This window comes from Luteimonas changyuni (genome assembly GCF_039548395.1).
Classification (GTDB): domain Bacteria; phylum Pseudomonadota; class Gammaproteobacteria; order Xanthomonadales; family Xanthomonadaceae; genus Luteimonas.
Map to the genome: position 1 here is coordinate 1 of NZ_JBCLUZ010000008.1, position 21,846 is coordinate 21,846.

The 21,846-nt window shown below is 67.7% G+C and carries 17 protein-coding genes, 2 tRNA genes and 2 rRNA genes; 7 read left to right on the top strand and 14 right to left on the bottom strand.

The features are described from left to right. The 4 genes from WCD84_RS04915 to WCD84_RS04930 all read right to left on the bottom strand — a co-directional run. A 23S ribosomal RNA gene (locus WCD84_RS04915) occupies nucleotides 1-893 on the bottom strand; the annotation flags it as partial. 230 nt (nucleotides 894-1,123) lie between these two features. Beyond that, nucleotides 1,124-1,200 (bottom strand) — tRNA-Ile (locus tag WCD84_RS04920). Between the two features lie 16 nt (nucleotides 1,201-1,216). Further along, a tRNA-Ala gene (locus tag WCD84_RS04925) sits at nucleotides 1,217-1,292 on the bottom strand. A 96-nt stretch (nucleotides 1,293-1,388) separates the two neighbouring features. After that, a 16S ribosomal RNA gene (locus WCD84_RS04930) occupies nucleotides 1,389-2,933 on the bottom strand. A gap of 774 nt (nucleotides 2,934-3,707) precedes the next feature. Between WCD84_RS04930 and WCD84_RS04935 the strand changes: the two genes are divergently transcribed. Beyond that, nucleotides 3,708-4,154, top strand: coding sequence for a DUF192 domain-containing protein (locus WCD84_RS04935; protein ID WP_343280616.1), 447 nt, complete (start codon nucleotides 3,708-3,710; stop codon nucleotides 4,152-4,154). Nucleotides 4,155-4,174: 20 nt separating this feature from the next. On the opposite strand, the gene WCD84_RS04940 is transcribed toward WCD84_RS04935, so the two are convergent. Continuing rightward, nucleotides 4,175-4,405 carry a rubredoxin gene (locus WCD84_RS04940; RefSeq protein ID WP_343254792.1) on the bottom strand — a complete coding sequence of 77 codons (231 nt, stop codon included), beginning with the start codon at nucleotides 4,403-4,405 and terminating at the stop codon, nucleotides 4,175-4,177. A gap of 26 nt (nucleotides 4,406-4,431) precedes the next feature. Between WCD84_RS04940 and thiE the strand changes: the two genes are divergently transcribed. The 3 genes from thiE to WCD84_RS04955 all read left to right on the top strand — a co-directional run bounded on the left by thiE (nucleotide 4,432) and on the right by WCD84_RS04955 (nucleotide 7,347). Next, nucleotides 4,432-5,082 carry a thiamine phosphate synthase gene (gene thiE / locus WCD84_RS04945; protein WP_343280617.1) on the top strand — a complete coding sequence of 217 codons (651 nt, stop codon included), beginning with the start codon at nucleotides 4,432-4,434 and terminating at the stop codon, nucleotides 5,080-5,082. 101 nt (nucleotides 5,083-5,183) lie between these two features. Beyond that, nucleotides 5,184-6,485: a glutamate-1-semialdehyde 2,1-aminomutase gene (hemL, locus tag WCD84_RS04950; RefSeq protein WP_343280618.1), complete on the top strand. Its 1,302-nt coding sequence runs from the start codon at nucleotides 5,184-5,186 to the stop codon at nucleotides 6,483-6,485. Continuing rightward, nucleotides 6,469-7,347: an ion transporter gene (locus WCD84_RS04955; protein WP_343254737.1), complete on the top strand. Its 879-nt coding sequence runs from the start codon at nucleotides 6,469-6,471 to the stop codon at nucleotides 7,345-7,347. Before hemL ends, WCD84_RS04955 begins: the two co-directional genes overlap by 17 nt. 14 nt (nucleotides 7,348-7,361) lie before the next feature. Here the strand turns inward: WCD84_RS04955 and WCD84_RS04960 are convergent, their stop codons facing one another. The 3 genes from WCD84_RS04960 to WCD84_RS04970 all read right to left on the bottom strand — a co-directional run bounded on the left by WCD84_RS04960 (nucleotide 7,362) and on the right by WCD84_RS04970 (nucleotide 10,333). Then, entirely contained in the window at nucleotides 7,362-8,570 is a 1,209-nt protein-coding gene (locus WCD84_RS04960) for an acetylornithine transaminase (protein WP_343280619.1), read from the bottom strand. Nucleotides 8,571-8,580: 10 nt separating this feature from the next. Next, nucleotides 8,581-9,402: an SDR family oxidoreductase gene (locus tag WCD84_RS04965; RefSeq protein ID WP_343280620.1), complete on the bottom strand. Its 822-nt coding sequence runs from the start codon at nucleotides 9,400-9,402 to the stop codon at nucleotides 8,581-8,583. Between the two features lie 232 nt (nucleotides 9,403-9,634). Then, complete coding sequence (locus tag WCD84_RS04970; protein WP_343280621.1) at nucleotides 9,635-10,333, bottom strand: serine/threonine protein kinase; 699 nt, start codon at nucleotides 10,331-10,333, stop codon at nucleotides 9,635-9,637. A gap of 51 nt (nucleotides 10,334-10,384) precedes the next feature. Here WCD84_RS04970 and WCD84_RS04975 point away from each other — a divergent pair, with 51 nt between their 5' ends. Then, on the top strand, nucleotides 10,385-12,385 hold the full coding sequence (locus WCD84_RS04975) for a bifunctional DedA family/phosphatase PAP2 family protein (protein ID WP_343280622.1): 2,001 nt from the start codon (nucleotides 10,385-10,387) through the stop codon (nucleotides 12,383-12,385). On the opposite strand, the gene WCD84_RS04980 is transcribed toward WCD84_RS04975, so the two are convergent. From WCD84_RS04980 to WCD84_RS04990, 3 genes are all read right to left on the bottom strand, one after another. After that, complete coding sequence (locus WCD84_RS04980) at nucleotides 12,382-12,957, bottom strand: LON peptidase substrate-binding domain-containing protein (RefSeq protein WP_343280623.1); 576 nt, start codon at nucleotides 12,955-12,957, stop codon at nucleotides 12,382-12,384. The two genes, WCD84_RS04975 and WCD84_RS04980, sit on opposite strands and share 4 nt — an antisense overlap. Before the next feature lie 61 nt (nucleotides 12,958-13,018). Next, nucleotides 13,019-14,386, bottom strand: coding sequence for a UDP-N-acetylmuramate:L-alanyl-gamma-D-glutamyl-meso-diaminopimelate ligase (mpl, locus tag WCD84_RS04985; protein WP_449280065.1), 1,368 nt, complete (start codon nucleotides 14,384-14,386; stop codon nucleotides 13,019-13,021). A gap of 40 nt (nucleotides 14,387-14,426) precedes the next feature. Next, on the bottom strand, nucleotides 14,427-14,993 hold the full coding sequence (locus WCD84_RS04990) for an adenylate kinase (protein ID WP_343280624.1): 567 nt from the start codon (nucleotides 14,991-14,993) through the stop codon (nucleotides 14,427-14,429). Between the two features lie 126 nt (nucleotides 14,994-15,119). Here WCD84_RS04990 and WCD84_RS04995 point away from each other — a divergent pair, with 126 nt between their 5' ends. Beyond that, on the top strand, nucleotides 15,120-16,376 hold the full coding sequence (locus tag WCD84_RS04995; RefSeq protein WP_343280625.1) for a 6-phosphofructokinase: 1,257 nt from the start codon (nucleotides 15,120-15,122) through the stop codon (nucleotides 16,374-16,376). 154 nt (nucleotides 16,377-16,530) lie between these two features. Here the strand turns inward: WCD84_RS04995 and WCD84_RS05000 are convergent, their stop codons facing one another. Then, nucleotides 16,531-17,043: a hypothetical protein gene (locus tag WCD84_RS05000; RefSeq protein WP_343254745.1), complete on the bottom strand. Its 513-nt coding sequence runs from the start codon at nucleotides 17,041-17,043 to the stop codon at nucleotides 16,531-16,533. 220 nt (nucleotides 17,044-17,263) lie between these two features. Between WCD84_RS05000 and WCD84_RS05005 the strand changes: the two genes are divergently transcribed. After that, on the top strand, nucleotides 17,264-19,294 hold the full coding sequence (locus WCD84_RS05005) for a sodium-translocating pyrophosphatase (RefSeq protein ID WP_343254746.1): 2,031 nt from the start codon (nucleotides 17,264-17,266) through the stop codon (nucleotides 19,292-19,294). A gap of 107 nt (nucleotides 19,295-19,401) precedes the next feature. Here WCD84_RS05005 and WCD84_RS05010 read toward each other — a convergent pair whose 3' ends face one another. Together WCD84_RS05010 and WCD84_RS05015 are read right to left on the bottom strand one after the other, a co-directional pair. Beyond that, complete coding sequence (locus WCD84_RS05010) at nucleotides 19,402-20,052, bottom strand: hypothetical protein (RefSeq protein WP_343254747.1); 651 nt, start codon at nucleotides 20,050-20,052, stop codon at nucleotides 19,402-19,404. A gap of 99 nt (nucleotides 20,053-20,151) precedes the next feature. Beyond that, nucleotides 20,152-21,726, bottom strand: a complete 1,575-nt coding sequence (locus WCD84_RS05015) for a M91 family zinc metallopeptidase (protein ID WP_343280626.1) — start codon at nucleotides 21,724-21,726, stop codon at nucleotides 20,152-20,154. Nucleotides 21,727-21,846: the final 120 nt, after the last annotated feature.

Here is a 21,846-nt window from a genome sequence, read left to right on the forward strand (position 1 = left end):
CAATGGTTTGGTAAGTCGCAATGACCCCCTAGCCATAACAGTGCTCTACCCCCAAGAAGATTCGTGCGAGGCGCTACCTAAATAGCTTTCGAGGAGAACCAGCTATCTCCGGGTTCGATTAGCTTTTCACTCCTAATCACACCTCATCCCCTACCTTTGCAACGGGAGTGGGTTCGGGCCTCCAGTACCTGTTACGGTACCTTCACCCTGGGCATGACTAGATCACCCGGTTTCGGGTCTACTGCCCGCGACTATGCGCCCTTATCAGACTCGGTTTCCCTTCGCCTCCCCTATACGGTTAAGCTCGCCACGAACAGTAAGTCGCTGACCCATTATACAAAAGGTACGCAGTCACTCCACGAAGGAGCTCCTACTGCTTGTACGCACACGGTTTCAGGGTCTATTTCACTCCCCTCACCGGGGTTCTTTTCGCCTTTCCCTCACGGTACTGGTTCACTATCGGTCGGTCAGGAGTATTTAGCCTTGGAGGATGGTCCCCCCATGTTCAGACAGGGTTTCTCGTGCCCCGCCCTACTCACTTATCATCATTCCGGCCCTTTCGCATACAGGGCTGTCACCTTCTATGGCCAGTCTTTCCAGACTGTTTTGCTAGAACCGGAACAACTTTTGGGCTGCTCCCCGTTCGCTCGTCGCTACTAGGGGAATCTCGGTTGATTTCTTTTCCTCCGGGTACTTAGATATTTCAGTTCCCCGGGTTCGCCTTGCATGGCTATGTATTCACCATGCAATACTCCTTGCGGAGTGGGTTTCCCCATTCGGACATTGCCGGATCAAAGCTTGTTGCCAGCTCCCCGACACTTTTCGCAGGCTACCACGTCCTTCATCGCCTCTGACCGCCAAGGCATCCACCGTGTGCGCTTATTCACTTGACCATATAACCCCAAGTCGCCTCGGAGCCATATGCAGTCCATGCGTACAAAGCACGGACGTGAATATAACCACTCAATTTATGTAGGGCCTCTAGGGCCCCGCCTTAGCCTCAACGACACGTTTGGATATTCGTCTCAAACGCTCGCTACGTCCCTGATTTTCAAAGAACGCGGACCGGCCACAATGCCGTCCCGCTTCTAAATCTTCAGTGTGTGCGCAGATCATCCAGGAATGGTGGGTCTGGGAGGACTCGAACCACCGGCCTCACCCTTATCAGGGGTGCGCTCTAACCACCTGAGCTACAGACCCAATGTCTTCCCCAGCGTGGTGGAGCCTGTCGGGATCGAACCGACGACCCCCTGCTTGCAAAGCAGGTGCTCTCCCAGCTGAGCTAAGGCCCCAAAAACGGGGTCGGTCCCCCGGCTTTCGCCGTGGAACTCCTGGATGCAGGTCACTTGTGCGGACGCCTGACAGGCAATTAGCTGTCTTTAGTCTCTAAAGGAGGTGATCCAGCCGCACCTTCCGATACGGCTACCTTGTTACGACTTCACCCCAGTCATCGGCCACACCGTGGCAAGCGCCCTCCCGAAGGTTAAGCTACCTGCTTCTGGTGCAACAGACTCCCGTGGTGTGACGGGCGGTGTGTACAAGGCCCGGGAACGTATTCACCGCAGCAATGCTGATCTGCGATTACTAGCGATTCCGACTTCACGGAGTCGAGTTGCAGACTCCGATCCGGACTGAGATCAGGTTTCTGGGATTGGCTTGCCCTCGCGGGTTTGCAGCCCTCTGTCCTGACCATTGTAGTACGTGTGTAGCCCTGGCCGTAAGGGCCATGATGACTTGACGTCATCCCCACCTTCCTCCGGTTTGTCACCGGCGGTCTCCTTAGAGTTCCCACCATTACGTGCTGGCAAATAAGGACAAGGGTTGCGCTCGTTGCGGGACTTAACCCAACATCTCACGACACGAGCTGACGACAGCCATGCAGCACCTGTGTTCGAGTTCCCGAAGGCACCAATCCATCTCTGGAAAGTTCTCGACATGTCAAGGCCAGGTAAGGTTCTTCGCGTTGCATCGAATTAAACCACATACTCCACCGCTTGTGCGGGCCCCCGTCAATTCCTTTGAGTTTCAGTCTTGCGACCGTACTCCCCAGGCGGCGAACTTAACGCGTTAGCTTCGATACTGAAGACTCAATTGTCCCCAACATCCAGTTCGCATCGTTTAGGGCGTGGACTACCAGGGTATCTAATCCTGTTTGCTCCCCACGCTTTCGTGCCTCAGTGTCAGTACTGGTCCAGGTGGCCGCCTTCGCCACGGATGTTCCTCCTGATATCTACGCATTTCACTGCTACACCAGGAATTCCGCCACCCTCTACCGTACTCTAGCCCGCCAGTATCCAATGCAATTCCCAGGTTGAGCCCGGGGCTTTCACATCAGACTTAACGAACCACCTACGCACGCTTTACGCCCAGTAATTCCGAGTAACGCTTGCACCCTTCGTATTACCGCGGCTGCTGGCACGAAGTTAGCCGGTGCTTATTCTTTGGGTACCGTCAGAACAACCGGGTATTAACCGATTGCTTTTCTTCCCCAACAAAAGAGCTTTACAACCCGAAGGCCTTCTTCACTCACGCGGCATGGCTGGATCAGGCTTTCGCCCATTGTCCAATATTCCCCACTGCTGCCTCCCGTAGGAGTCTGGGCCGTGTCTCAGTCCCAGTGTGGCTGATCATCCTCTCAGACCAGCTACGGATCGTCGCCTTGGTGGGCCATTACCCCTCCAACTAGCTAATCCGACATCGGCTCATCTATCTGCGCGAAGCCCGAAGGTCCTCCGCTTTCACCCGTAGGTCGTATGCGGTATTAGTCCCGGTTTCCCGAGGTTATCCCCCACAAATAGGCAGATTCCGATGTATTCCTCACCCGTCCGCCACTCGCCACCCGGAGAGCAAGCTCTCCTGTGCTGCCGTTCGACTTGCATGTGTTAGGCCTGCCGCCAGCGTTCACTCTGAGCCAGGATCAAACTCTTCACTTGAAATTGCATGGACCGAAGTCCAAACGCTTTGAGTGCAGTCGTCGTCCCGAGCTCGAATCACTCGCATGCATTTCTGCATTTGCTTGATTTGTTGCTCTTGTTACGAACGTCTGCAATATGGACAACCATCCACTTGCCAGACGCCCGCACAAGTCACCTGCGCACACTGTCAAAGATCATGGGGATCGGCCTCAGCGCCTTTCCCGTTGCCCCGTCGTTTCCTCCGAGGCGAGCCGCACATTGTAGCGCGGTTTTTGCTTCCGTCAACACCCTGTTGAGGTATTTTCTTCAGCGTGCTTCGGAGGTGGCGGTCGGTGACCGTTTGTCCGAAGCGAGCCGCCCATTATAGCGCGACTTTTGCTTCCGTCAACACCCTGAGGGCGTCTCCTTCAGCGTGCTTCGGAGTTGGCGGTCAGTGACCGTTTGTCCGAAGCGAGCCGCCCATCTTAGCGCGACTTTCGCTTTCGTCAACACCCTGTCTGGGGTTGATTCCAGCCTCCCTTGTCGTCGTGGCCCGGAGGCCGTTTCCGTCAGGGGAGCCGCACATCTTAGCGCGGTTTCGAAGAACGTCAACACCCTGTGAAGTGGCTTTTCGTTCTTCCCTGCTTCGCGGTTGCCGGCGGTGCCGGCCGCTGCTTGGCGGGGCGCGCATTGTGCAGCGCCGGGAGGAATTTGGGAAGGGGTCGGATGAAAGTCATTCCACTTGACCGCGCCGCGCCTCTCCCGGAGTGTTGGCGCACACCCTCTATATGCCCAGAGATGTCGCCCATGCGCATGTCCTTTGTTGCCTTGATGCTGTGCTGCACCACCATGCTTGCGTCCGCGTGCGCCAGTGACGGAGCCTGGGTGGAACTCGCCGGCGACCGCTATATGGTCGAGGTGGCAGCCGATGACGAGGCGCGGGCGCGTGGCCTGATGTTCCGGGACTCGCTGGCGGATGGCCACGGCATGCTGTTCATCCATGAGCGGGAAGAGCGCCAGGCCTACTGGATGAAGAACACGCGGATCCCGCTGGACATCCTGTATTTCGACGCATCGCTGCGCCTGGTGTCACAGCAGCGCGGAGTGCCGCCGTGCTCGGCGGGAGACCGCTGCCCGCCCTATCCAAGCCGGGCGCCGGCGCTGTACGTGCTTGAGCTCAATGCCGGCGAGGCTCGCCGGCTGGGGCTGGAAGATGGCGCCGCGCTGGAACTCGGCCCGGGCATCGCTCCCGGGCGCTGAATGCGGTCACCCGGGGCGGTTCAGAGCGCCATCATCTCGAAATCGTCCTTGGTCACGCCGCAGTCCGGACAGGTCCAGGTGTCGGGGACATCCTCCCAGCGCGTTCCGGGGGCGATGCCTTCTTCGGGCAGGCCCAGGGCTTCGTCATAGATGAAGCCGCAGACCACGCACATCCAAGTGCGGTAGGCGGTGGTGTCGTTCATCGGATAATGCGTTCCGGTCGCGCACGGCGCGGGCCGCCATTCTCCCATCACGCCCATCGACAGGAAACCACGCCATGTCCGAGGCAACGCCTCCACGCCTGCAGGCCCACGCGCGCGGTCTCTATCTGCTGACGCCGGACGAGCCCGACACGTCGCGCCTGCTGGCCCGGGTCTCGGCGGTGCTCGCGAAGGCGGCGCTGCTGCAGTACCGCAACAAGCTTGCCGACGCCACGCTGGCGCGCGCACAGATTGCAGCCTTGCTGCCGCTTTGCCGTGAGCGCGGCGTACCGCTCCTGATCAACGACGACTGGCGGCTTGCGCTTGCCTGCGGCGCCGATGGCGTGCACCTGGGCGAAGGCGACGGCGACATCCGCGCCGCGCGCGAGGCGCTTGGCGGCCGCGCGATCATCGGCGCCTCCTGCTATGACAGCCTGCGGCACGCGGAACGGGCAGCGGCCGCGGGCGCCGACTATCTGGCGTTCGGCGCGTTCTTTCCCTCACCGACCAAGCCGCTGGCCCGCCGTGCAACGCCCGGGCTGCTGCACAGCGCGGCGAAGTTCGGCCTGCCGCGGGTGGCCATTGGCGGGGTCACGCCGGACAATGCCCGTATCGTGGTCGATGCCGGCGCGGACCTGGTCGCGGTGATCAGCGGCGTCTTCGACGCGCCTGATCCGGTGGCCGCGGCGCAGTCCTACCTCCAGGCGTTCGAGGCACCTGTCGCCTAGAGCCGGTTGCACCGGGCGCGTCCCGCGCGGCGCCATGGCGTCCGCGACAATCACCATCACGCCATTCGCGCCTGCCGGCGCTACTACAGGAATCCATCGCGATGAAACACGACACGTCACACGCCCTGTTCTCCCGCGCCGTTGAGCTGATCCCGGGCGGGGTCAATTCGCCGGTACGCGCGTTCAAGTCGGTCGGCGGTGAGCCGTTTTTCGTCGAGCGCGCCGATGGCGCTTGCCTGCATGACGTCGACGGCAACCGCTACATAGACTATGTCGGCTCCTGGGGGCCGATGATCGTCGGCCACAACCACCCGAAGGTGCGCGAAGCTGTGCAGGCGGCGATCGGCAACGGCCTCTCGTTCGGCGCGCCCTGCCGGGCCGAGGTGACCATGGCCGAGACCATCACCCGCCTGGTGCCGTCCTGCGAAATGGTGCGCATGGTCAACTCCGGCACCGAGGCCACGCTGTCGGCGGTGCGCCTGGCGCGCGGCGCCACCGGCCGCCAGCGGATCGTCAAGTTCGAAGGCTGCTACCACGGCCACGGCGACTCCTTCCTGGTGAAGGCCGGCAGCGGCATGCTGACACTCGGCGTGCCGACGTCGCCGGGCGTGCCGGCCGCGCTGGGCGAGCTGACCTCCACCATCAGCTACAACGATTTCGAGGCCGCGACAAAGCTGTTCGATGACATCGGCAGCGAGGTCGCTGCGGTGATCATCGAGCCGGTGGTCGGCAACGCCAACTGCCTGCCGCCGCGCGAAGGCTATCTGCAGCACCTGCGCGAGCTGTGCACGAAGCACGGCGCGCTGTTGATCTTCGACGAAGTGATGACCGGCTTCCGCGTGGCCCTCGGCGGCGCGCAGGCGCGCTATGGCGTGACGCCCGACCTGACCACCTTCGGCAAGATCATCGGCGGCGGCATGCCGGTGGGCGCCTATGGCGGCCGCCGCGAGCTGATGCAGCAGATCGCGCCGGCCGGCCCGATCTACCAGGCCGGCACGCTCAGCGGCAACCCGGTGGCGATGGCCGCGGGCCTGGCGATGCTGGACCTGGTGCAGGAGCCAGGCTTCCACGACCGCCTGGAAGCCACCACCAACACCCTGTGCGACGGCTTCGAGGCTGCCGCGCGCGAGGCCGGCGTGCCGCTGACCACCAACCGCGTTGGCGCGATGTACGGGCTGTTCTTCACCGACCGCAAGGTCGACACCTATGACGACGCCATTGCCTGCGACAGCGCGGCGTTCAAACGCTTCTTCCACGCGATGCTGGAGCGCGGCGTGTTCCTGGCGCCATCGGCGTACGAGGCCGGCTTCGTTTCCAGCGCCCACGACGAGGCGGTGGTCGAGGCCACGCTGGCCGCGGCGCGCGAGGCGTTCAAGGTGGTCGCCGATGCCGCATCCCGCTGACGCCGGCAAGAGCCTGTTCGAGAAGGAGTTCCAGCCGGCCTCCACCGTCGGTGCGCGCCACCTCTGGTACCGGCGCATCTTCCATCACGACGCTCCGGACGAACGCAACTTCGACCTGGTGCTGATCCTGGTGATCCTCGCCAGCGTGGCCGTGGTGATGCTGGACAGCGTTCCCGCGGTGAAGGCCCGCTGGCACGCCTGGCTGTACGCGCTGGAATGGATATTCACGCTGGCATTCACTTTCGAGTATGCGGTGCGCCTGTGGACGGTCAGGCGACCGCTGCGCTACGCGACCAGCTTCTTCGGGGTGATCGACCTGCTGGCGATCCTGCCCACCTTCCTGTCGCTGCTGTTCCCGGCCGGCGCCTCGTTCGCCGTGATCCGTGCGCTGCGCCTGCTGCGGATATTCCGCGTGCTCAAGCTGGTCGAGTACTCGAGCGAGGCCGGGGTGCTGATCCAGGCACTGCTGCGGAGCCGACGCAAGATCTTCGTGTTCATCGCCACGCTGCTGACCATCGTGGTCATCTTCGGCGCGCTGATGTACGTGGTCGAAGGCCCCGAGCGCGGCTTCACCAGCATCCCCACGGGCATGTACTGGGCGATCGTGACCGTCGGCACCGTGGGTTTCGGCGACGTTGCGCCGACCACCGGCTTCGGCCGCTTCATCACCTCGGTGCTGATCGTGATCGGCTACAGCATCATCGCCGTGCCGACCGGCATCTACACCGCCGAGCTCGCGCGCTCGCTGCAGCCGCGCAGGCGCCAGGTCCGCTGCGACGAATGCGGCCTGCCCGACCATGAAGCGGATGCCTGGCACTGCCGCAAGTGCGGCCGCGCGCTGCCGCCGCAGGAGGTCGACTGACCCGCCAGGCCGGTTCAGGCAAGTGCGGCCTTGAGCCTCACCAGGCCCTCCGCCATCTCGGCGTCGCTGATGGTCAGGGCGGGCACGAAACGCAGCACGTCAGGCCCTGCCTGCAGCAGCAGCAGGCCGTGGGCGGCTGCACGATCGAGGATGCCGGCAGCCCGACCCGCATGTTCCGGACGCAACACCGCACCGAGCATGAGGCCGCGCCCACGGATCTCGCCGAACACATCGTGCCGGGCATCGATGGCCGCGAGCCCCGCGCGCAGCGCGGCTTCCTGGCGCGCGACGTTGGCCGCGACCTCCGGCGAAGCCAGCTTGCGCAGCGCCACCCGCGCCACCGCGGCCGCCAGCGGGTTGCCGCCAAAGGTCGTGCCGTGGTCGCCGAACTGCATGGCGCCGGCGGCCTTGGGCCCGACCAGCATGGCGCCGACCGGGAAGCCGCCTCCCAGCGCCTTGGCCAGGGTGACGATGTCGGGGGTTACGCCATCGTGCCAGTGCGCGAACAGCGCACCCGTGCGCCCCATGCCGCTCTGGATCTCGTCGAGGACCAGCAGCGCGCCGTGCCGGTCGCACAGCGCGCGCACCGCCTGCAGGAAGCCGGGCGCGGCCACGACCACGCCGCCTTCGCCCTGCACCGGCTCGAGCATGACCGCGGCGACGTCGCCTCCGGCCATCGCCACTTCTAGCTGCGCGACGTCATTGAAATCGACGTAGCTGAATCCGCCGGGCAGCGGCTCATAGCCTTCCTGGTACTTCGGCTGCGCGGTCGCGGTGACCGTGGCCAGCGTCCGTCCATGGAAACTGCCGCGGAAGGTGAGAATCACCCGCCGCTCCGGTCCCCGCCCCTGCGCGGCCGCCCACTTGCGTACCAGCTTGATCGCCGCCTCGTTGGCCTCGGCACCGGAGTTGCAGAGGAACACACGCTCGGCAAAGCGCGAGGCCTGGACGAGTTCCTGCGCCAGGCGCAGCGGCGGCTCGCTGTGGAAGACGTTGCTGGTGTGCCAGAGCTTGCCGGCCTGCTCGACCAGGGCGGCGACGAGGTCGGGATCGGCGTGTCCCAGGCTGCAGACCGCGATGCCGGCCGCGAAGTCGATGTAGTCGCGGCCTTCGCTGTCCCAGACCCGGGCGCCTTCGCCGCGTTCTAGCACCACCCCGCGCTGGCGGTAGACCGGCAGGTAGTGGTCGCGACCGAGGGCAAGGAGGGAGGCGGTGTCGGACATGGGGCGGGGCTCAGTCGAGGAACAGGTCCGGGAACAGCGGCTTCGACGGATCCATGGCGTAGCCCGACAGGTCGGTGACGCCGGCCCCGGCCAGGACCTCGTCATCGATCAGGAAATTGCCGGCAAAGTCCGCCGCGGGGCGCACCAGCACGGCGTGGGCGGCGTCGCCCATGATCTCCGGCGAACGGCCGTTGCCCGGCTCGACGCCCGGGATCATGTTCAGCGCATCGGTGCCAATGATCGTGCGCGGCCACAGTGCGTTGACCGCCACGCCCTGCGGCCCGAACTCGGCCGCAAGCCCGAGGGTCACGAAGCTCATGCCCATCTTGGCCAGGGTGTAGCCGGTGTGCGGACCCCACCACTTCGGGTCCAGCGAGGGCGGCGGCGCCAGGGTGAGGATGTGCGGGTTCGGCGCCTCAAGCAGGTGCGGCAGGCAGGCCTGGGCGCAGAGGAAGCTGCCGCGGGAGTTGACCTGCTGCATCAGGTCGAAACGCTTCATCGGCGTATCGAGCGCGCCGCGCAGCCAGATCGCGCTGGCGTTGTTGACCAGGATGTCGATGCCGCCAAAGGCGTCGACGGTGGCCGCGACCGCGGCGCGCACCTGGTCCTCCTCGCGGATGTCGCATTTCAGCGCCAGGGCCTGGCCGCCGGCGTCGGTGACCGCCTTCGCGGCGGTGTGGATGGTGCCCGGCAGCCTGGGGTTGGCAACATCCGACTTGGCCGCGATGGCAATGTTGGCGCCGTCGCGCGCGGCGCGCAGCGCGATCGCCAGGCCGATGCCGCGCGAGCCGCCGGTGATGAAGAGGGTCTTGCCGGAAAGTGTGGACGTCATGGCAGGACACCCCCTGTAAGAGCAGCTATAGCTGCGATCGGATGATGATAGGACATGGCGGCCGTGGCTCCGACAGGGTCACGGCTTTGGGGGAGTTGCGGCTGTAGCGGCTTCCGCAGGGATGAATCGGTGTGGATAGCGGCTGCTTCAAGAGGGGTGGGTCGCAGCTATAGCTGCTCCTGCGGTGGGGCGCGGCGCAGGTGGTCCGGCGATGGGGTCGTGGCGGACGCCCTCAGGGCTTCGGGCCCCGGCCTTCGTTGTCTTCCCACTTCAGCACCTTGCGGGTCACGAAGCGGTAGACGGGCTTGCCGGTGGCGAACCAGGCGTCTCGCAGCCACGAGGTGCGCTTGAGCACGCGGCGCTCGACCGGAGTGATGCGGTCCGGGCAGTAAGTGCGCTTGTGCTTGAGCAGGTGGCGCAGGTCTTCGCGCGCGAGCAGGCGCATCCAGGGTGAGCGCGGACGGCCGCGCACCGCCAGCTGGAAGTCGATGATCGCCGGGCGGCCGTCCTCGAGCACCAGCCAGTTGGCTTCCTTGGCCAGGTCGTTGTGGGCCAGCCCGTGGTGGTGCAGCTGCCGCAGCAGCCGACGCGCGCGACGGAAGTAGGCGACGTCGCCGTGCGGCGGGCGCTGGTACATCGCATCGCCGGGCATGTAGCTGCGATCAAGCGTGCGGCCGTCCCAGCGCAGCAGCTGCGGGACGTCGGCCATCCCCGCCACCGCTTCGAGTCCGCGCGCCTCGCGCCGCGCCAGCCACCAGGCGGGGAGCCGCAGCCACCACGGCACGTGGCGCAGGTCGCGACGCACGAACAGGGTCGCGCCGGCGTTCCCGGCACCGGGCCGAGCGTCCCCGCCTTCGCGGCGCATCAGACCGATGCGGCCGAAGCTGTCGGCCTTCAGCGCGCGCACTTCCACTGAACCGGAATCATCCATGGCGACATTGTAGGCGGCGCTTGGCCACCTCCGGCTGCCATAATCGCGGCGGTGAGTGCCTGGTTCGACAGCCTCGTTACCTGGATCGGCGCCCACCCCGTGGCCGCCGGCGTCGCCATTTTCCTGATCGCCTTCTGCGATGCCGTCATCATCCTCGGCGCCGTCGTCCCCGCGCTGCCGCTGCTGTTCGCGATCGGCGTGCTGATCGGCTTCGGCGAGATCTCGGGGCCATACGCGATCGCCTGCGCAGCGCTTGGCGCACTGGCCGGCGATGCCAGCAGCTACTGGATCGGCTACCGCTGGGGCCCGCAGCTGCGCGCCACCTGGCCTTTCAGGAAGTACCCGCAGCTGCTCGACCGCGCCGGAGTGCTGTTCCGGCGCAACGAGATCAAGGGCATCTTCATCGCCCGCTATGTCGGCCCGGTGCGTCCTTTCGTGCCCGCGATCGCCGGCATGTCGCGGATGCCGCTGCGCCGCTACGTTCCCGCGAGCATCGTCGCCGCGATCTCCTGGGCGGTGCTGTTCCTCGGCCCGGGCTGGCTGCTTGGCGAGGCCTACGACGCGGTGGCCGCGGTCGCCGACCGCCTTGCGCTGGTGGTCGCCGCGCTGCTGGCGGCGATCGCGCTGGCCTGGTCGCTGGTCCTCTATACGTATCGCTGGTTCGCCAACCACGCCGACGCGCTGCTGGCGCGCGCCCTGCGCTGGACCCGCGACCACCCGCGCCTGGGCCGCTACGCCGCCGCGCTGATCTCGCCCAACCGCCCGGAATCCGCTTCGCTGGTGCTGCTGGCAGCCTGCCTGCTGGCCATTGGCGTGGCCTGGTTCACCCTGCTGGCGACGATGCTGGCGCGCGGCGAGCCGCTGGCGCTGGACCTGCGCATCCACGACGCCATGTACGCGCTGCGCAACCCGCTGGCCGACCGGCTGATGGCGGGGCTGGCGTCGATCGGCGACCCGGTGGTCCTCGGCCTGCCGATCGCGCTGTCCACGCTGTGGTTGCTGTGGCGGCGGCGCTGGATGGCGGCGGCGCACTGGCTGGCGGCGCTGGCCTTCGGCCTGGTGCTGACCGCGGCGCTGGAGGCGGCGATCGACATGCCGCGCCCGCCGACCGCGCTCAGCGGCTTCGGCTTCCCCTCGGTGGGCCTGACGATGACCACCATCACCTTCGGCTTCTTCGCCGTGCTGATCGCACGCGAACTCCCCGGGCGGCAGCGGGTCTGGCCCTACCTGGTCTCCGGCGCGGTGGTGGCGGTGCTGGGCTTCGCGCGGCTGTACCTGGGCGCGCACTGGCTGACCGACCTGGTCGGCGGCATGCTGCTGGGCGTCGCATGGTTGCTGGCGCTGGGCATCGCCTATCGCCGCCACGTGGCGCGCTCGTTCTGGATGCGGCCGCTTGCAGGCCTGTTCTACGGCGCCTTCCTGCTGGCCGCCCTGTGGCACGCGCCGCGGGCGGTGGACCCGTTGCTGGAGCGCTTCGCACCGCAGCCGGCACCGGCCAACATCGACCTCGACAGCTGGTGGCGGGACGGCTGGGCGGCCCTGCCCTCGCAGCGCAACGAGCGCGACGCCAGTCGCCGCTGGCCCCTGGATGTGCAGGTCGCCGGGCCGCTGCAGCCGCTGGAAACACACCTCCGCCAGCGCGGCTGGATCATCCAGGCCCAGGCGGACTGGAGCGACACCCTGCTGCTGCTTGACGATGACACTCCGGCACTGGAGCAGAAGGTGTTGCCGGCCACCCTGGGCGCCAGCGCCGAAGCCCTGCTGGCGCGCCGCACGCTCGACGATGGCCGCATCCTGGTGCTCCGCCTATGGCACGCACCGCGGCAGCCGCGCAACGGCACGCCGCTTTGGATCGGCACGGTCCAGACCCTCAGCCACGCGCGCCCCTTCGACCTGTTCGGACTGTGGTCGCCCGACGCGGACACCAGCAGCGCCTACGCCCTGCTGCGCAAGGACCTCGCCGGATCCGATCTGCGGGAAGACCCGCACCCGGCATCCGGCCAACAGGTCTTGCGCCTGCGGCTGCCGCCGGTGGCCGGAGCCCGGCCCTAGCCGATCAGCGCCAGCAGGCCCTCGAGCCGGGCGTGGGGATCGTCGATGGCCAGCAGTTCGACCCGCCGCTCTTCGGGCATCGGCAACAGCTCGAGCAGGCGCCAACCGATCCCGGCGGCATCCTGGGACCCCGGCTCGATGCCCGGTGGCCGGCCGACCTGGTCGAAGATGCGTTCCAGCAGGGTGCCGAGCAGCGCGTGCTCGGGGCGCAGCCGGGCATGGGCGGGTTCGTCCACGCGCCACTCCACTTCGGCTTCGACCAGGCCGCTGTCGCGCACCGCCGTGCGCGCCACGCGGAACCGCCGCGCGCCGCGCACGCGCAGGGTCAGCAGGCCGTCCTCGTCGGTGCCGAAGTCCTCGATCAGCGCTTCGGTGCCGAACTCCGCCGGAACCGCGGGTGAGCCGACCTCGCTGCCCTCGGTGATCAGGCAAACGCCGAAGCCGCTGCCGCGGCGACCGCATTCGCCGACAAGGTCGAGGTAGCGCGGTTCGAACACGCGCAGGCCCAGCATCGCGCCGGGCACCAGCACGGTCTGCAGCGGGAACAGCGGAAGCAGCGGTGGATCGGCCATCGCCCGCAGTTTACGCGCCGTGCGCGTCAAGGCCACGGCGAGGCGACGGCATGGTGCGGCCTCAGTCGCCGCGCAGCATGCCGAGGAAACGACGCGGCGCGCCGTCGAAGCCGCCATTGGACATGAACACCACATGGTCGCCTTCATGCACGAGGGCACGCAGGCTCGACAGCAACGCGTCCACATCGGATACCGCAACGCCCTCGCCGCGGAGTCCGCCGACCACCGCGCCCGCATCCCACTCCAGGCCGGCGCGATGGAGGAACACCACCGCATCGGCCAGCGCGAGCGAGGGCGCCAACGCCTTCGCGTGCGCACCAAGGCGCATCGAGTTGCTGCGCGGCTCCATCGCCACCACGATCCGCCCCTCGCCGACCCGTGCCCGCAGGCCTTCCAGGGTGGTGGCGATGGCGGTGGGATGGTGGGCGAAGTCGTCATAGACGCTGATCCCGGCGGCCGCGCCGAGCAGCTCCATGCGCCGCTTGACGCTGCGGAAGGCTCCCAGCGCCGGCAGTACCGAGGCGACATCGACGCCCACCGCATCGCAGGCGGCCAGGGCACCGAGCGCATTCATCACGTTGTGCCGGCCGAGCAGCGGCCAGCGCACCACGCCGACTTCCTTCCCGGCGTGCAGCACGGCGAAGGCGCTGCCGTCGTCAGCCAGCAGCCGCGCGCTCCAGTCCAGCGCGCCCTGGCCGCCGTCGATGCCGAAGCGCACGACCGGCGTCCAGCAGCCCATGGCCAGCACTTCGGCCAGGTGCGGGTCCTCGCCGTTGACCACCAGGCGCCCACGGCCGGGAACCGTGCGCACGAAATGGTGGAACTGGCGCTGGATCGCGGCCAGGTCCGGGAAAATATCGGCGTGGTCGAACTCGAGGTTGTTGAGCACCGCCACCAGCGGCCGGTAGTGCACGAACTTGGAGCGCTTGTCGAAGAAGGCGGTGTCGTATTCGTCGGCTTCGACCACGAAGGGAGCGTGTTCAAGGCCCTGACGCCGAACACCGTCGTGCATGCCGCCAATCCGCGCAGACACCCCGAAATCCTCCGCCACGCCCCCGATCAGGAATCCGGGATGACGCCCCGCGGCCTCGAGCAGCCAGGCGAGGATCGTGGTGGTCGTGGTTTTCCCGTGCGTGCCGGCGACAGCGATGGTGTCGCGCCCCGGCAGCACCTCGTCGCGCAGCCACTCCGCGCCGGAGGTGTAGGCCAGGCCGTGGTCCAGCACATGCTCGACCGCGGCGTTGCCGCGCGACAGCGCGTTGCCGATCACCACCTGGTCGCAATCGTCCGAGATATTGGCGGGGTCGTAGCCCTGGCGCAGCTCGATGCCGAGGCGCTCGAGCTGGGTCGACATCGGTGGGTACACCGCCTGGTCGCTGCCCTCGACCGCATGGCCGAGCTCGCGCGCCAGTGCGGCCACGCCGCCCATGAAGGTGCCGGCGATGCCGAGGATATGCAGCTTCAAGGCGTCAGGACCGGGCGAGCGCCGCCCGGATGCGGTCGAAGACCTCGTCGAGCGTGCCGACGCCGTCCACCACGCCGAGCCTGCCGGCATCGCGGTAGTAGCCGATCACCGGCGCGGTCTGCTCGTCATAGACCTGCAGGCGCTTGCGGACCGACTCGGGATTGTCGTCGGAACGGCCCTCGGCCTGTGCGCGGCCGGCCAGGCGGTCGATCAGCAGCTCGTTGTCGACTTCCAGCTGGATCGCGGCGTCCATCGGCTGGCCGATGCGCTCGAGCAGCGCGTCGAGCGCGGCCGCCTGGGCCAGGTTGCGTGGATAGCCGTCGAGGATGAAGCCATTGGCCACGTCGTCGCGGGAGAGCCGGTCCTCGAGCATGCCGAGCAGGATCGCGTCGGACACCAGCTCGCCGCGGGCCATCACCTCTTTCGCCTGCAGGCCCAGCGCGCTGCCGGCCTTGACCTCCGCGCGCAGCAGGTCGCCGGTCGACACGTGCGGCACCTTCAGGTGCTCCTTCAGGCGCGAGGCCTGCGTCCCTTTGCCGGAACCCGGCGCACCAAGCAGTACCAGTCGCATTGAACGCTCCATGTGGTCTCGGGGCGTGGACGGTGCGGGGCGTAGAATCCACCGCCTGCGGCCACGACCGCGCCAGCTTACCGTAATCACCCCCCCGGCCCGAAGCCCCTTTCCCACGGACCCGAGATGCCCAAAGGTTGCCTGTTCTACGCCCAGTCCGGCGGCGTCACCGCCGTCATCAACGCCACCGCCTCGGCTGTCATCACCGAAGCGCGCGCCCGAAAAGTCCGCGTGCTGGCCGGCCGCAACGGCATCCTCGGCGCCCTGCGCGAGGAGCTGATCGACACCTCGAAGGAGCCCGTGGCCGCGATCCGCGCCCTGGCCCACACTCCCGGCGGGGCCTTTGGCTCGTGCCGCTACAAGCTGAAATCACTGGACGCCGACCGCGCCAAGTACGAGCGCCTGCTCGACGTGCTGCGCGCCCACGACGTGCGCTGGTTCCTCTACAACGGCGGCAATGATTCCGCGGACACCGCCCACAAGGTCTCGCAGCTGGCCGCTGAGTTCGACTACCCGCTGACCTGCATCGGCGTGCCGAAGACGGTCGACAACGACCTGGTGGTCACCGACTGCTGCCCCGGCTTCGGCTCGGCGGCCAAGTACACCGCGGTCTCGGTGCGCGAGGCGGCGCTGGACGTCGCGGCGATGGCCGACACCTCCACGAAGGTGTTCGTCTACGAGGCCATGGGCCGCCACGCCGGCTGGCTGGCGGCCGCCGCGGGCCTGGCCGGCGACGGCCCCGATGCGGCGCCGCACCTGATCCTGTTCCCGGAGCGCGCCTACGACGAGGAGGACTTCCTGGCCCGGGTGCGCAAGGTCGTCGATCGCGTCGGCTACTGCGTGGTCGTGGCCAGCGAGGGCATCCGCACAGCGGACGGCAGCTTCGTGGCGGACGCGGGCGGCGGCAAGGACTCGTTCGGCCACACCCAGCTTGGCGGAGTCGCCTCCTACTTGGCGGGACGGGTGAAGGACCGCCTCGACCTGAAAGTGCACTGGACCCTGCCCGACTACCTGCAGCGCTCGGCGCGCCACATCGCCTCGAAGACCGACCTCGACCACGCCATGGCGGTGGGCAAGGCCGCCGTGCGCCTTGCCCTGGAGGGCCGCAACGCGACCATGCCGGCGATCGTCCGCACGTCCGACGCGCCCTATCGCTGGAAGATCGAGCCGGCGCCGCTGGCCCGGATCGCCAACCGCGAAAAGACCATGCCCAGGGGCTTCATCCGCCGCGACGGCTACGGCATCACGGCCGCGGCGAGAACCTATCTCGAGCCGCTCATCCGCGGCGAGGCCTACCCGCCCTACGGTCGCGACGGCCTGCCGAAGTACGTCACCCTGAAGAATGTCGCCGTTGCGAAAAAGCTGCCGGCCTGGGAAAGCTGAGCTCTCCCGTAGGAGCAGCTATAGCTGCGACCGTTGAGCCACCCGCAAGGGCGGCTACGGACACGACCAGCGGGGAGCAGCGATAGCTGCTCCTACAGGAACCCGGTCAGCGGGAGCCGTGTCCGCAGCCGCCGCATCAGCAACAAGCGTCGCGTCACTCGGCCGCGCAGGCCTTGCCTTCCACGCCCATCTCGGCGGCGTACATCGGGGTCGCCGCGATCCTGCCGGCGGCGGCGGCCTGCTTCGACTCTTCGATGTAGATCCGCGACTGGCCCTGGCCGTCCAGCTCCATCGCCTGGTCTACCGGCTTGCGCCACACGCGCACCACTGCCTGTCGCGACGCGCACTCCACGCTCGGCACCCTGAGCACATCGTTGAACACCCAGCCTGACGCCACCGAGGGCCTGGCCTTGGCCGCGTCCACGAAGCGGGCGCGCGGCTGGCAGTTGGCGCTGGTACGGACCACGGCGAAGCGGTAGGGATCGGCAGCATCGCCGGTGAACGCGCCTTCGATGCGCGCGCAGGCCTCCGGGATCTGGCGCAGCGTGTGGACCACGCCCACCGCCTGCGCCGATGCCGCCGGACGGGTGATTTCGGGCTTCGGGTCGCCGGCCAGCGCGGGCGCGGCGGCGAAGGCGAGCAGGCAGAAGGCAGTGGCGGATCGCATCGCGGGGGATTCCTCGGACCGGGGCGATGGTCAGGCTGGCATGCGGCGCCTGAATCCGCCCTCCACGCTGTGATGCGCACCCCCGTTTCCAGGAACGCCCTCCCCCGGGGCGCGGTCCGCACGCGCTGCAGCGCGGCAATACCGCGTCAGGAGCCTATGCCATAGTCGGGCGGTTCCAGCTCCAATCCGATGCCACCGACCACACCCTGGGGAGGGTTTCATGCTCGAGCAACAAGCTTTGTGGCTGGCACTTGCCTGTGCCGGCCTGGCGATCATCTACGGCATTGTTTCAGCGCGCTGGATCCTGGCGCAACCCGCGGGCAACGAGCGCATGCAGCAGATCGCCGCGGCAATCCAGGAAGGCGCGGGCGCCTACCTGCGGCGGCAATACATCACCATCGCCATCGTCGGCGTGGTGCTGTTCCTGGTCATCGGCTTCGTGCCGGCGCTCGGCTGGCCGACCGCCATCGGCTTCCTGATCGGCGCGGTGCTTTCGGGCGTGGCCGGCTTCATCGGCATGTTCGTCTCGGTGCGTGCCAACGTGCGCACCACGCAGGCGGCCACCGTCGGGCTGAACGAGGCGCTTGCGGTCAGCTTCCGCGGCGGTGCGGTCACCGGCCTGCTGGTGGTCGGCCTGGGCCTGCTGGGCGTGGCCGGCTACTTCATGTACGTCATCGGCGACGGCCGCGACGCGCTGGCGGTCGAGGCCGCGCTGCAGCCGATGATCGGCCTCGCCTTCGGCTCCTCGCTGATCTCGATCTTCGCGCGCCTTGGCGGCGGCATCTTCACCAAGGGTGCCGACGTCGGCGCGGACCTCGTGGGCAAGGTCGAAGCCGGCATTCCCGAGGACGACCCGCGCAACCCGGCGGTGATCGCCGACAACGTCGGCGACAACGTCGGCGACTGCGCCGGCATGGCGGCCGACCTGTTCGAGACCTATGCGGTCACGATCATCGCCTCGATGCTGGTGGCGGGCATCTTCTTCGGCACCCACGGCTGGTCGGGCGTGGTCTATCCGCTGGTGCTGGGCGCGGCGTCGATCATCGCGTCGATCATCGGCACCTTCTTCGTCAAGGTGCGGCCGGGCGGCAAGATCATGAACGCGCTGTACCGGGGCCTGGCGGTGTCGGGCGTGCTGGCGGCGATCGCCTTCTGGTTCATCACCCACAACATGATCGGACCCGAGCACGCCATGCCGCTGTTCTGGTGCGCGATCATCGGCCTGGTGCTGACGGCGGCGCTGGTGGTGATCACCGAGTACTACACCGCGACCGAGTACGCGCCGGTGCAGCAGGTTGCCCGGGCCTCGGAAACCGGCCATGGCACCAACGTGATCGCAGGCCTCGCGGTGTCGATGAAGTCGACCGCGGCGCCGGTGATCGCGGTCGCCGCGGCGATCTGGTGCTGCTACGAGATCGCAGGGCTCTACGGCCTGGCGATCGCCGCCACCGCGATGCTGTCGATGGCCGGCATGATCGTGGCGCTCGACGCCTACGGCCCGATCACCGACAACGCCGGCGGCATCGCCGAGATGAGCGGCCTGCCGCCGGAGATCCGCGAGACCACCGACGCGCTCGACGCCGTGGGCAACACCACCAAGGCGGTGACCAAGGGCTATGCGATCGGTTCGGCGGGCCTGGCCGCACTGGTGCTGTTCGCCGACTACGCGCACAAGCTGGAAGCCTCGGGCCGCGCGGTGAACTTCTCCATCGACAACCCGAACGTGGTCATCGGCCTGCTGATCGGCGGCATGATCCCGTACCTGTTCGGCGCAATGGCGATGCAGGCCGTGGGTCGCGCGGCAGGCGCCGTGGTCGAGGAAGTGCGGCGCCAGTTCCGCGAGATCCCCGGGATCATGGAGGGCACCGGCAAGCCGCAGTACGACCGCGCGGTCGACCTGCTGACGCGATCGGCAATCAGGGAGATGATCGTGCCTTCGCTGCTGCCGCTGGCCATTCCGATCATCGTCGGCCTGGTGCTGGGCGCGGACGCGCTCGGCGGCCTGCTGATGGGCACCATCGTGACCGGCCTGTTCCTGGCGATTTCGATGTGCACCGGCGGCGGTGCCTGGGACAACGCCAAGAAGTACATCGAGGAAGGCCACCACGGCGGCAAGGGCTCCGAGGCGCACAAGGCCGCGGTCACCGGCGATACCGTCGGCGATCCCTACAAGGACACCGCGGGTCCGGCGGTGAACCCGCTGATCAAGGTCACCAACATCGTGGCCCTGTTGCTGGTGCCGCTGCTCTAGCGACGCCGCCCGCCGGCCGTGCCGGCCTGCAACGCAGAAGCGGCCCATCGGGGCCGCTTCTGCGTTCAGGCCCGCTCGTACGCAGCGGCGGTCACCGCCCGCCCACGTCAGCCGCCTTCGAACGTCCCCGCCGCCATGTCGAACCACGGCGTGCACAGCAACTGCTGCCGCTCGATCACGCTGAAGGGCGCCGACCACAGGGCGACATCGCCCGCCGAGGTCGCCGGCCTGAACTCCGCCTCGTCGAAGGGCAGCACGCCCAGGCACCAGCGCACCCGCGCGACGCTGGCGGGGGACAGCGACAGGTCCACATCGAAGCTGGCATCCAGGCGTTCGCCCGGACCGAGCTTCGTGGCCAGAGGCGTCGGCGGCGACGTCGGTGCCGGATCCGGCAGCGCCTGCGCGGCATGCGACAGGGTGAGGCCGTCGACCCCGCCCTCCATCCTCGGCCCCGGCACCTCACCCGCCACCAGGCGCTTGCTAAGTACCGAATGGACGTCGCCGCGATCGAACACCGCCAGCGGCGCGTCGCCGTCATTGCTGATGCGATAGCGCACCGCCAGGCGCTGCGCGCCGGGGTCGAAGGCGACTTCGAGCATCGCCCCTTCCCCGCTCACGCGGGTGCGCGCCACCTGGTCTTCCTCGTTCACGGCGTTGGTCTCCACTTGTCCGCCCGCGACCGCGGGCTGCGCCACGACTGCAGCGGTCGACAGGGCGGCCGCGAGGATGCCCGCGTGCCGGATGATGTTCAGGGCCATGTCTGTGCTGCCTCCTGGTTGGTACCGCTCAGGATGACCGAACGCACGCAGCCTGCGGTGAACGCAGGCTGCGCGGAACCATCATCGAGCCGGATGTGTTCAGAACTCGATCGCGTAGCTCGGGCGGTCCGGCATGCCCAGCTCCTCGCGGATGCCGTTCTCGGTCAGGTGATCGGGGTTGGCGGTGGTCGGTGCAGTCGAGCGATCGCCGTCGAAGTCGAACGCGGGTGCGCTGGTCTCCAGGCCCACGGCCTGTCGCTCGGCGTTGGCGGTGCCGTTGTCAGGCCCCGGACCGGTGTATTCACCCGGCTGGAAGCTCCCGTTCACGCCGTTGTAGGCATGCGACATCTCGTGGTACAGCACCACCACGGGGGCCGGGAAGGCATCCATGTGGAAGGACGGGTTGTAGACGATGTCGACGTTGCCGCCGGCGCCGGCGCGACCGTTCACGATGTCGGCGTCGCGGCTGAAGGTCTGGGCATAGCCGTTCTGCTCGTTGGCCAGCTCCTTGATCGTGACCATGTTGCCCTTGACGTCGGCGGCCTTGTCGAACTCGGCGAGCATCTGCTGCCCCACCGGCGAGGCGCGCAGGAAGTCGAGCTCGGACTGGATGCGCTGCACGAAGCCTTCCGAACCCTCGACCTTGATGGTATGGCCGGCATTGGCGTCGATGGCGACGTTGACCACGGTCGGCTTGCTGCCGGTGGCCGAGTTGATCAGGTCGCCGACCTCGGCGTAGACCGTGGCGTTGACGCCGGCGCCGTCCACGGCGTCGTCGCCGGCACCGGTATAGATGGTGCTCTTGCCGTCGCCCGCGGCGATGCGGTCGTTGCCGACGCCACCGGACAGGATGTCGCTGGTGCCGGCGCCCTGGATCACGTCGTCGCCGGCGCCGCCCTCGATGAAGTTGGTGCCCGCGCCGGCGGTGATCACGTCGTCGCCGTTGCCGCCGTGGATGATGTTGACGCCTTCGCCACCGGTCAGCACGTCGTTGCCGCCGTGGCCGAAGATGTCGTCGCGGCCGGCGCCGGAGAACACGGTGTCGTTGCCTTCGCCGCCGTCGATGCGGTCGTCGCCGGCACCGGTGGTGATGGTGTCGTCGCCCTTGCCGCCCTCGACCACGATGTTGACCGTGACGTTGGGCGCGACCTCGATCACGTCGTTGCCGTCGCCCGCCCGGATCGTCAGCTCCTGCCCGCGATCGAGATGCACCTCGTAGTTCTCACCGTTGATGCTGACGTCGAGCGTGCCGTCGTCGCGCTGCTTGACGCCGAAGCTGTCGTTGCCGGCGCCGGTGGTGAACACCAGCTGGTCGCTGCTGATCTGGTTCCAGGCGTCGATGGTGCGTTCGCGCGCCACCTCCAGGCCCTTCTCGGAATGCAGCGGGTCGACCACGACCGGCTTGCCGTCGACCGTGCTGCGCTGGCTGCGCCCGGCGGGATTGTCGGAGCCGCCGTCGATCGTCCGACCTTCCTCCTGCCCGGGCGCCTGGTCGGCATCCACGGCGTCGGTGCCGCCCACGTCGACCTGGCGGGGCGCCGGGGCATCGCTACCCAGGGCCTCGGCACCGCGGTCATGCTGGTGCGGGGCGTCGGGGTTGTTCCAGTAGCCCGCGCGCTCGAACTGGGCGGCGGCGCTGGCGCCTGGAAGGGAATTCGCGGACTGGATGCTCATGCAGGGCGCTCTCGGTGTGGATACGGTGCCGTACTGTGTAACCGGACCGTCAATCGCACCAAGCTGGGGCGTACCCCACCTCGGGTCTGCCCGCCGCCTGTTCATCCCCCGCGCACCGCC

Bases quoted from the DNA above. Each gene is read 5' to 3' on its own strand.
- WCD84_RS04935 (WP_343280616.1), top strand. From the start codon at position 3,708: ATGTCCTTTGTTGCCTTGATGCTGTGCTGCACCACCATGCTTGCGTCC.
- WCD84_RS04940 (WP_343254792.1), bottom strand. From the start codon at position 4,405: ATGGGAGAATGGCGGCCCGCGCCGTGCGCGACCGGAACGCATTATCCG.
- thiE (WP_343280617.1), top strand. From the start codon at position 4,432: ATGTCCGAGGCAACGCCTCCACGCCTGCAGGCCCACGCGCGCGGTCTC.
- hemL (WP_343280618.1), top strand. From the start codon at position 5,184: ATGAAACACGACACGTCACACGCCCTGTTCTCCCGCGCCGTTGAGCTG.
- WCD84_RS04955 (WP_343254737.1), top strand. From the start codon at position 6,469: ATGCCGCATCCCGCTGACGCCGGCAAGAGCCTGTTCGAGAAGGAGTTC.
- WCD84_RS04960 (WP_343280619.1), bottom strand. From the start codon at position 8,570: ATGTCCGACACCGCCTCCCTCCTTGCCCTCGGTCGCGACCACTACCTG.
- WCD84_RS04965 (WP_343280620.1), bottom strand. From the start codon at position 9,402: ATGACGTCCACACTTTCCGGCAAGACCCTCTTCATCACCGGCGGCTCG.
- WCD84_RS04970 (WP_343280621.1), bottom strand. From the start codon at position 10,333: ATGGATGATTCCGGTTCAGTGGAAGTGCGCGCGCTGAAGGCCGACAGC.
- WCD84_RS04980 (WP_343280623.1), bottom strand. From the start codon at position 12,957: ATGGCCGATCCACCGCTGCTTCCGCTGTTCCCGCTGCAGACCGTGCTG.
- mpl (WP_449280065.1), bottom strand. From the start codon at position 14,386: ATGGGCGGCGTGGCCGCACTGGCGCGCGAGCTCGGCCATGCGGTCGAG.
- WCD84_RS04990 (WP_343280624.1), bottom strand. From the start codon at position 14,993: ATGCGACTGGTACTGCTTGGTGCGCCGGGTTCCGGCAAAGGGACGCAG.
- WCD84_RS04995 (WP_343280625.1), top strand. From the start codon at position 15,120: ATGCCCAAAGGTTGCCTGTTCTACGCCCAGTCCGGCGGCGTCACCGCC.
- WCD84_RS05000 (WP_343254745.1), bottom strand. From the start codon at position 17,043: ATGCGATCCGCCACTGCCTTCTGCCTGCTCGCCTTCGCCGCCGCGCCC.
- WCD84_RS05005 (WP_343254746.1), top strand. From the start codon at position 17,264: ATGCTCGAGCAACAAGCTTTGTGGCTGGCACTTGCCTGTGCCGGCCTG.
- WCD84_RS05010 (WP_343254747.1), bottom strand. From the start codon at position 20,052: ATGGCCCTGAACATCATCCGGCACGCGGGCATCCTCGCGGCCGCCCTG.
- WCD84_RS05015 (WP_343280626.1), bottom strand. From the start codon at position 21,726: ATGAGCATCCAGTCCGCGAATTCCCTTCCAGGCGCCAGCGCCGCCGCC.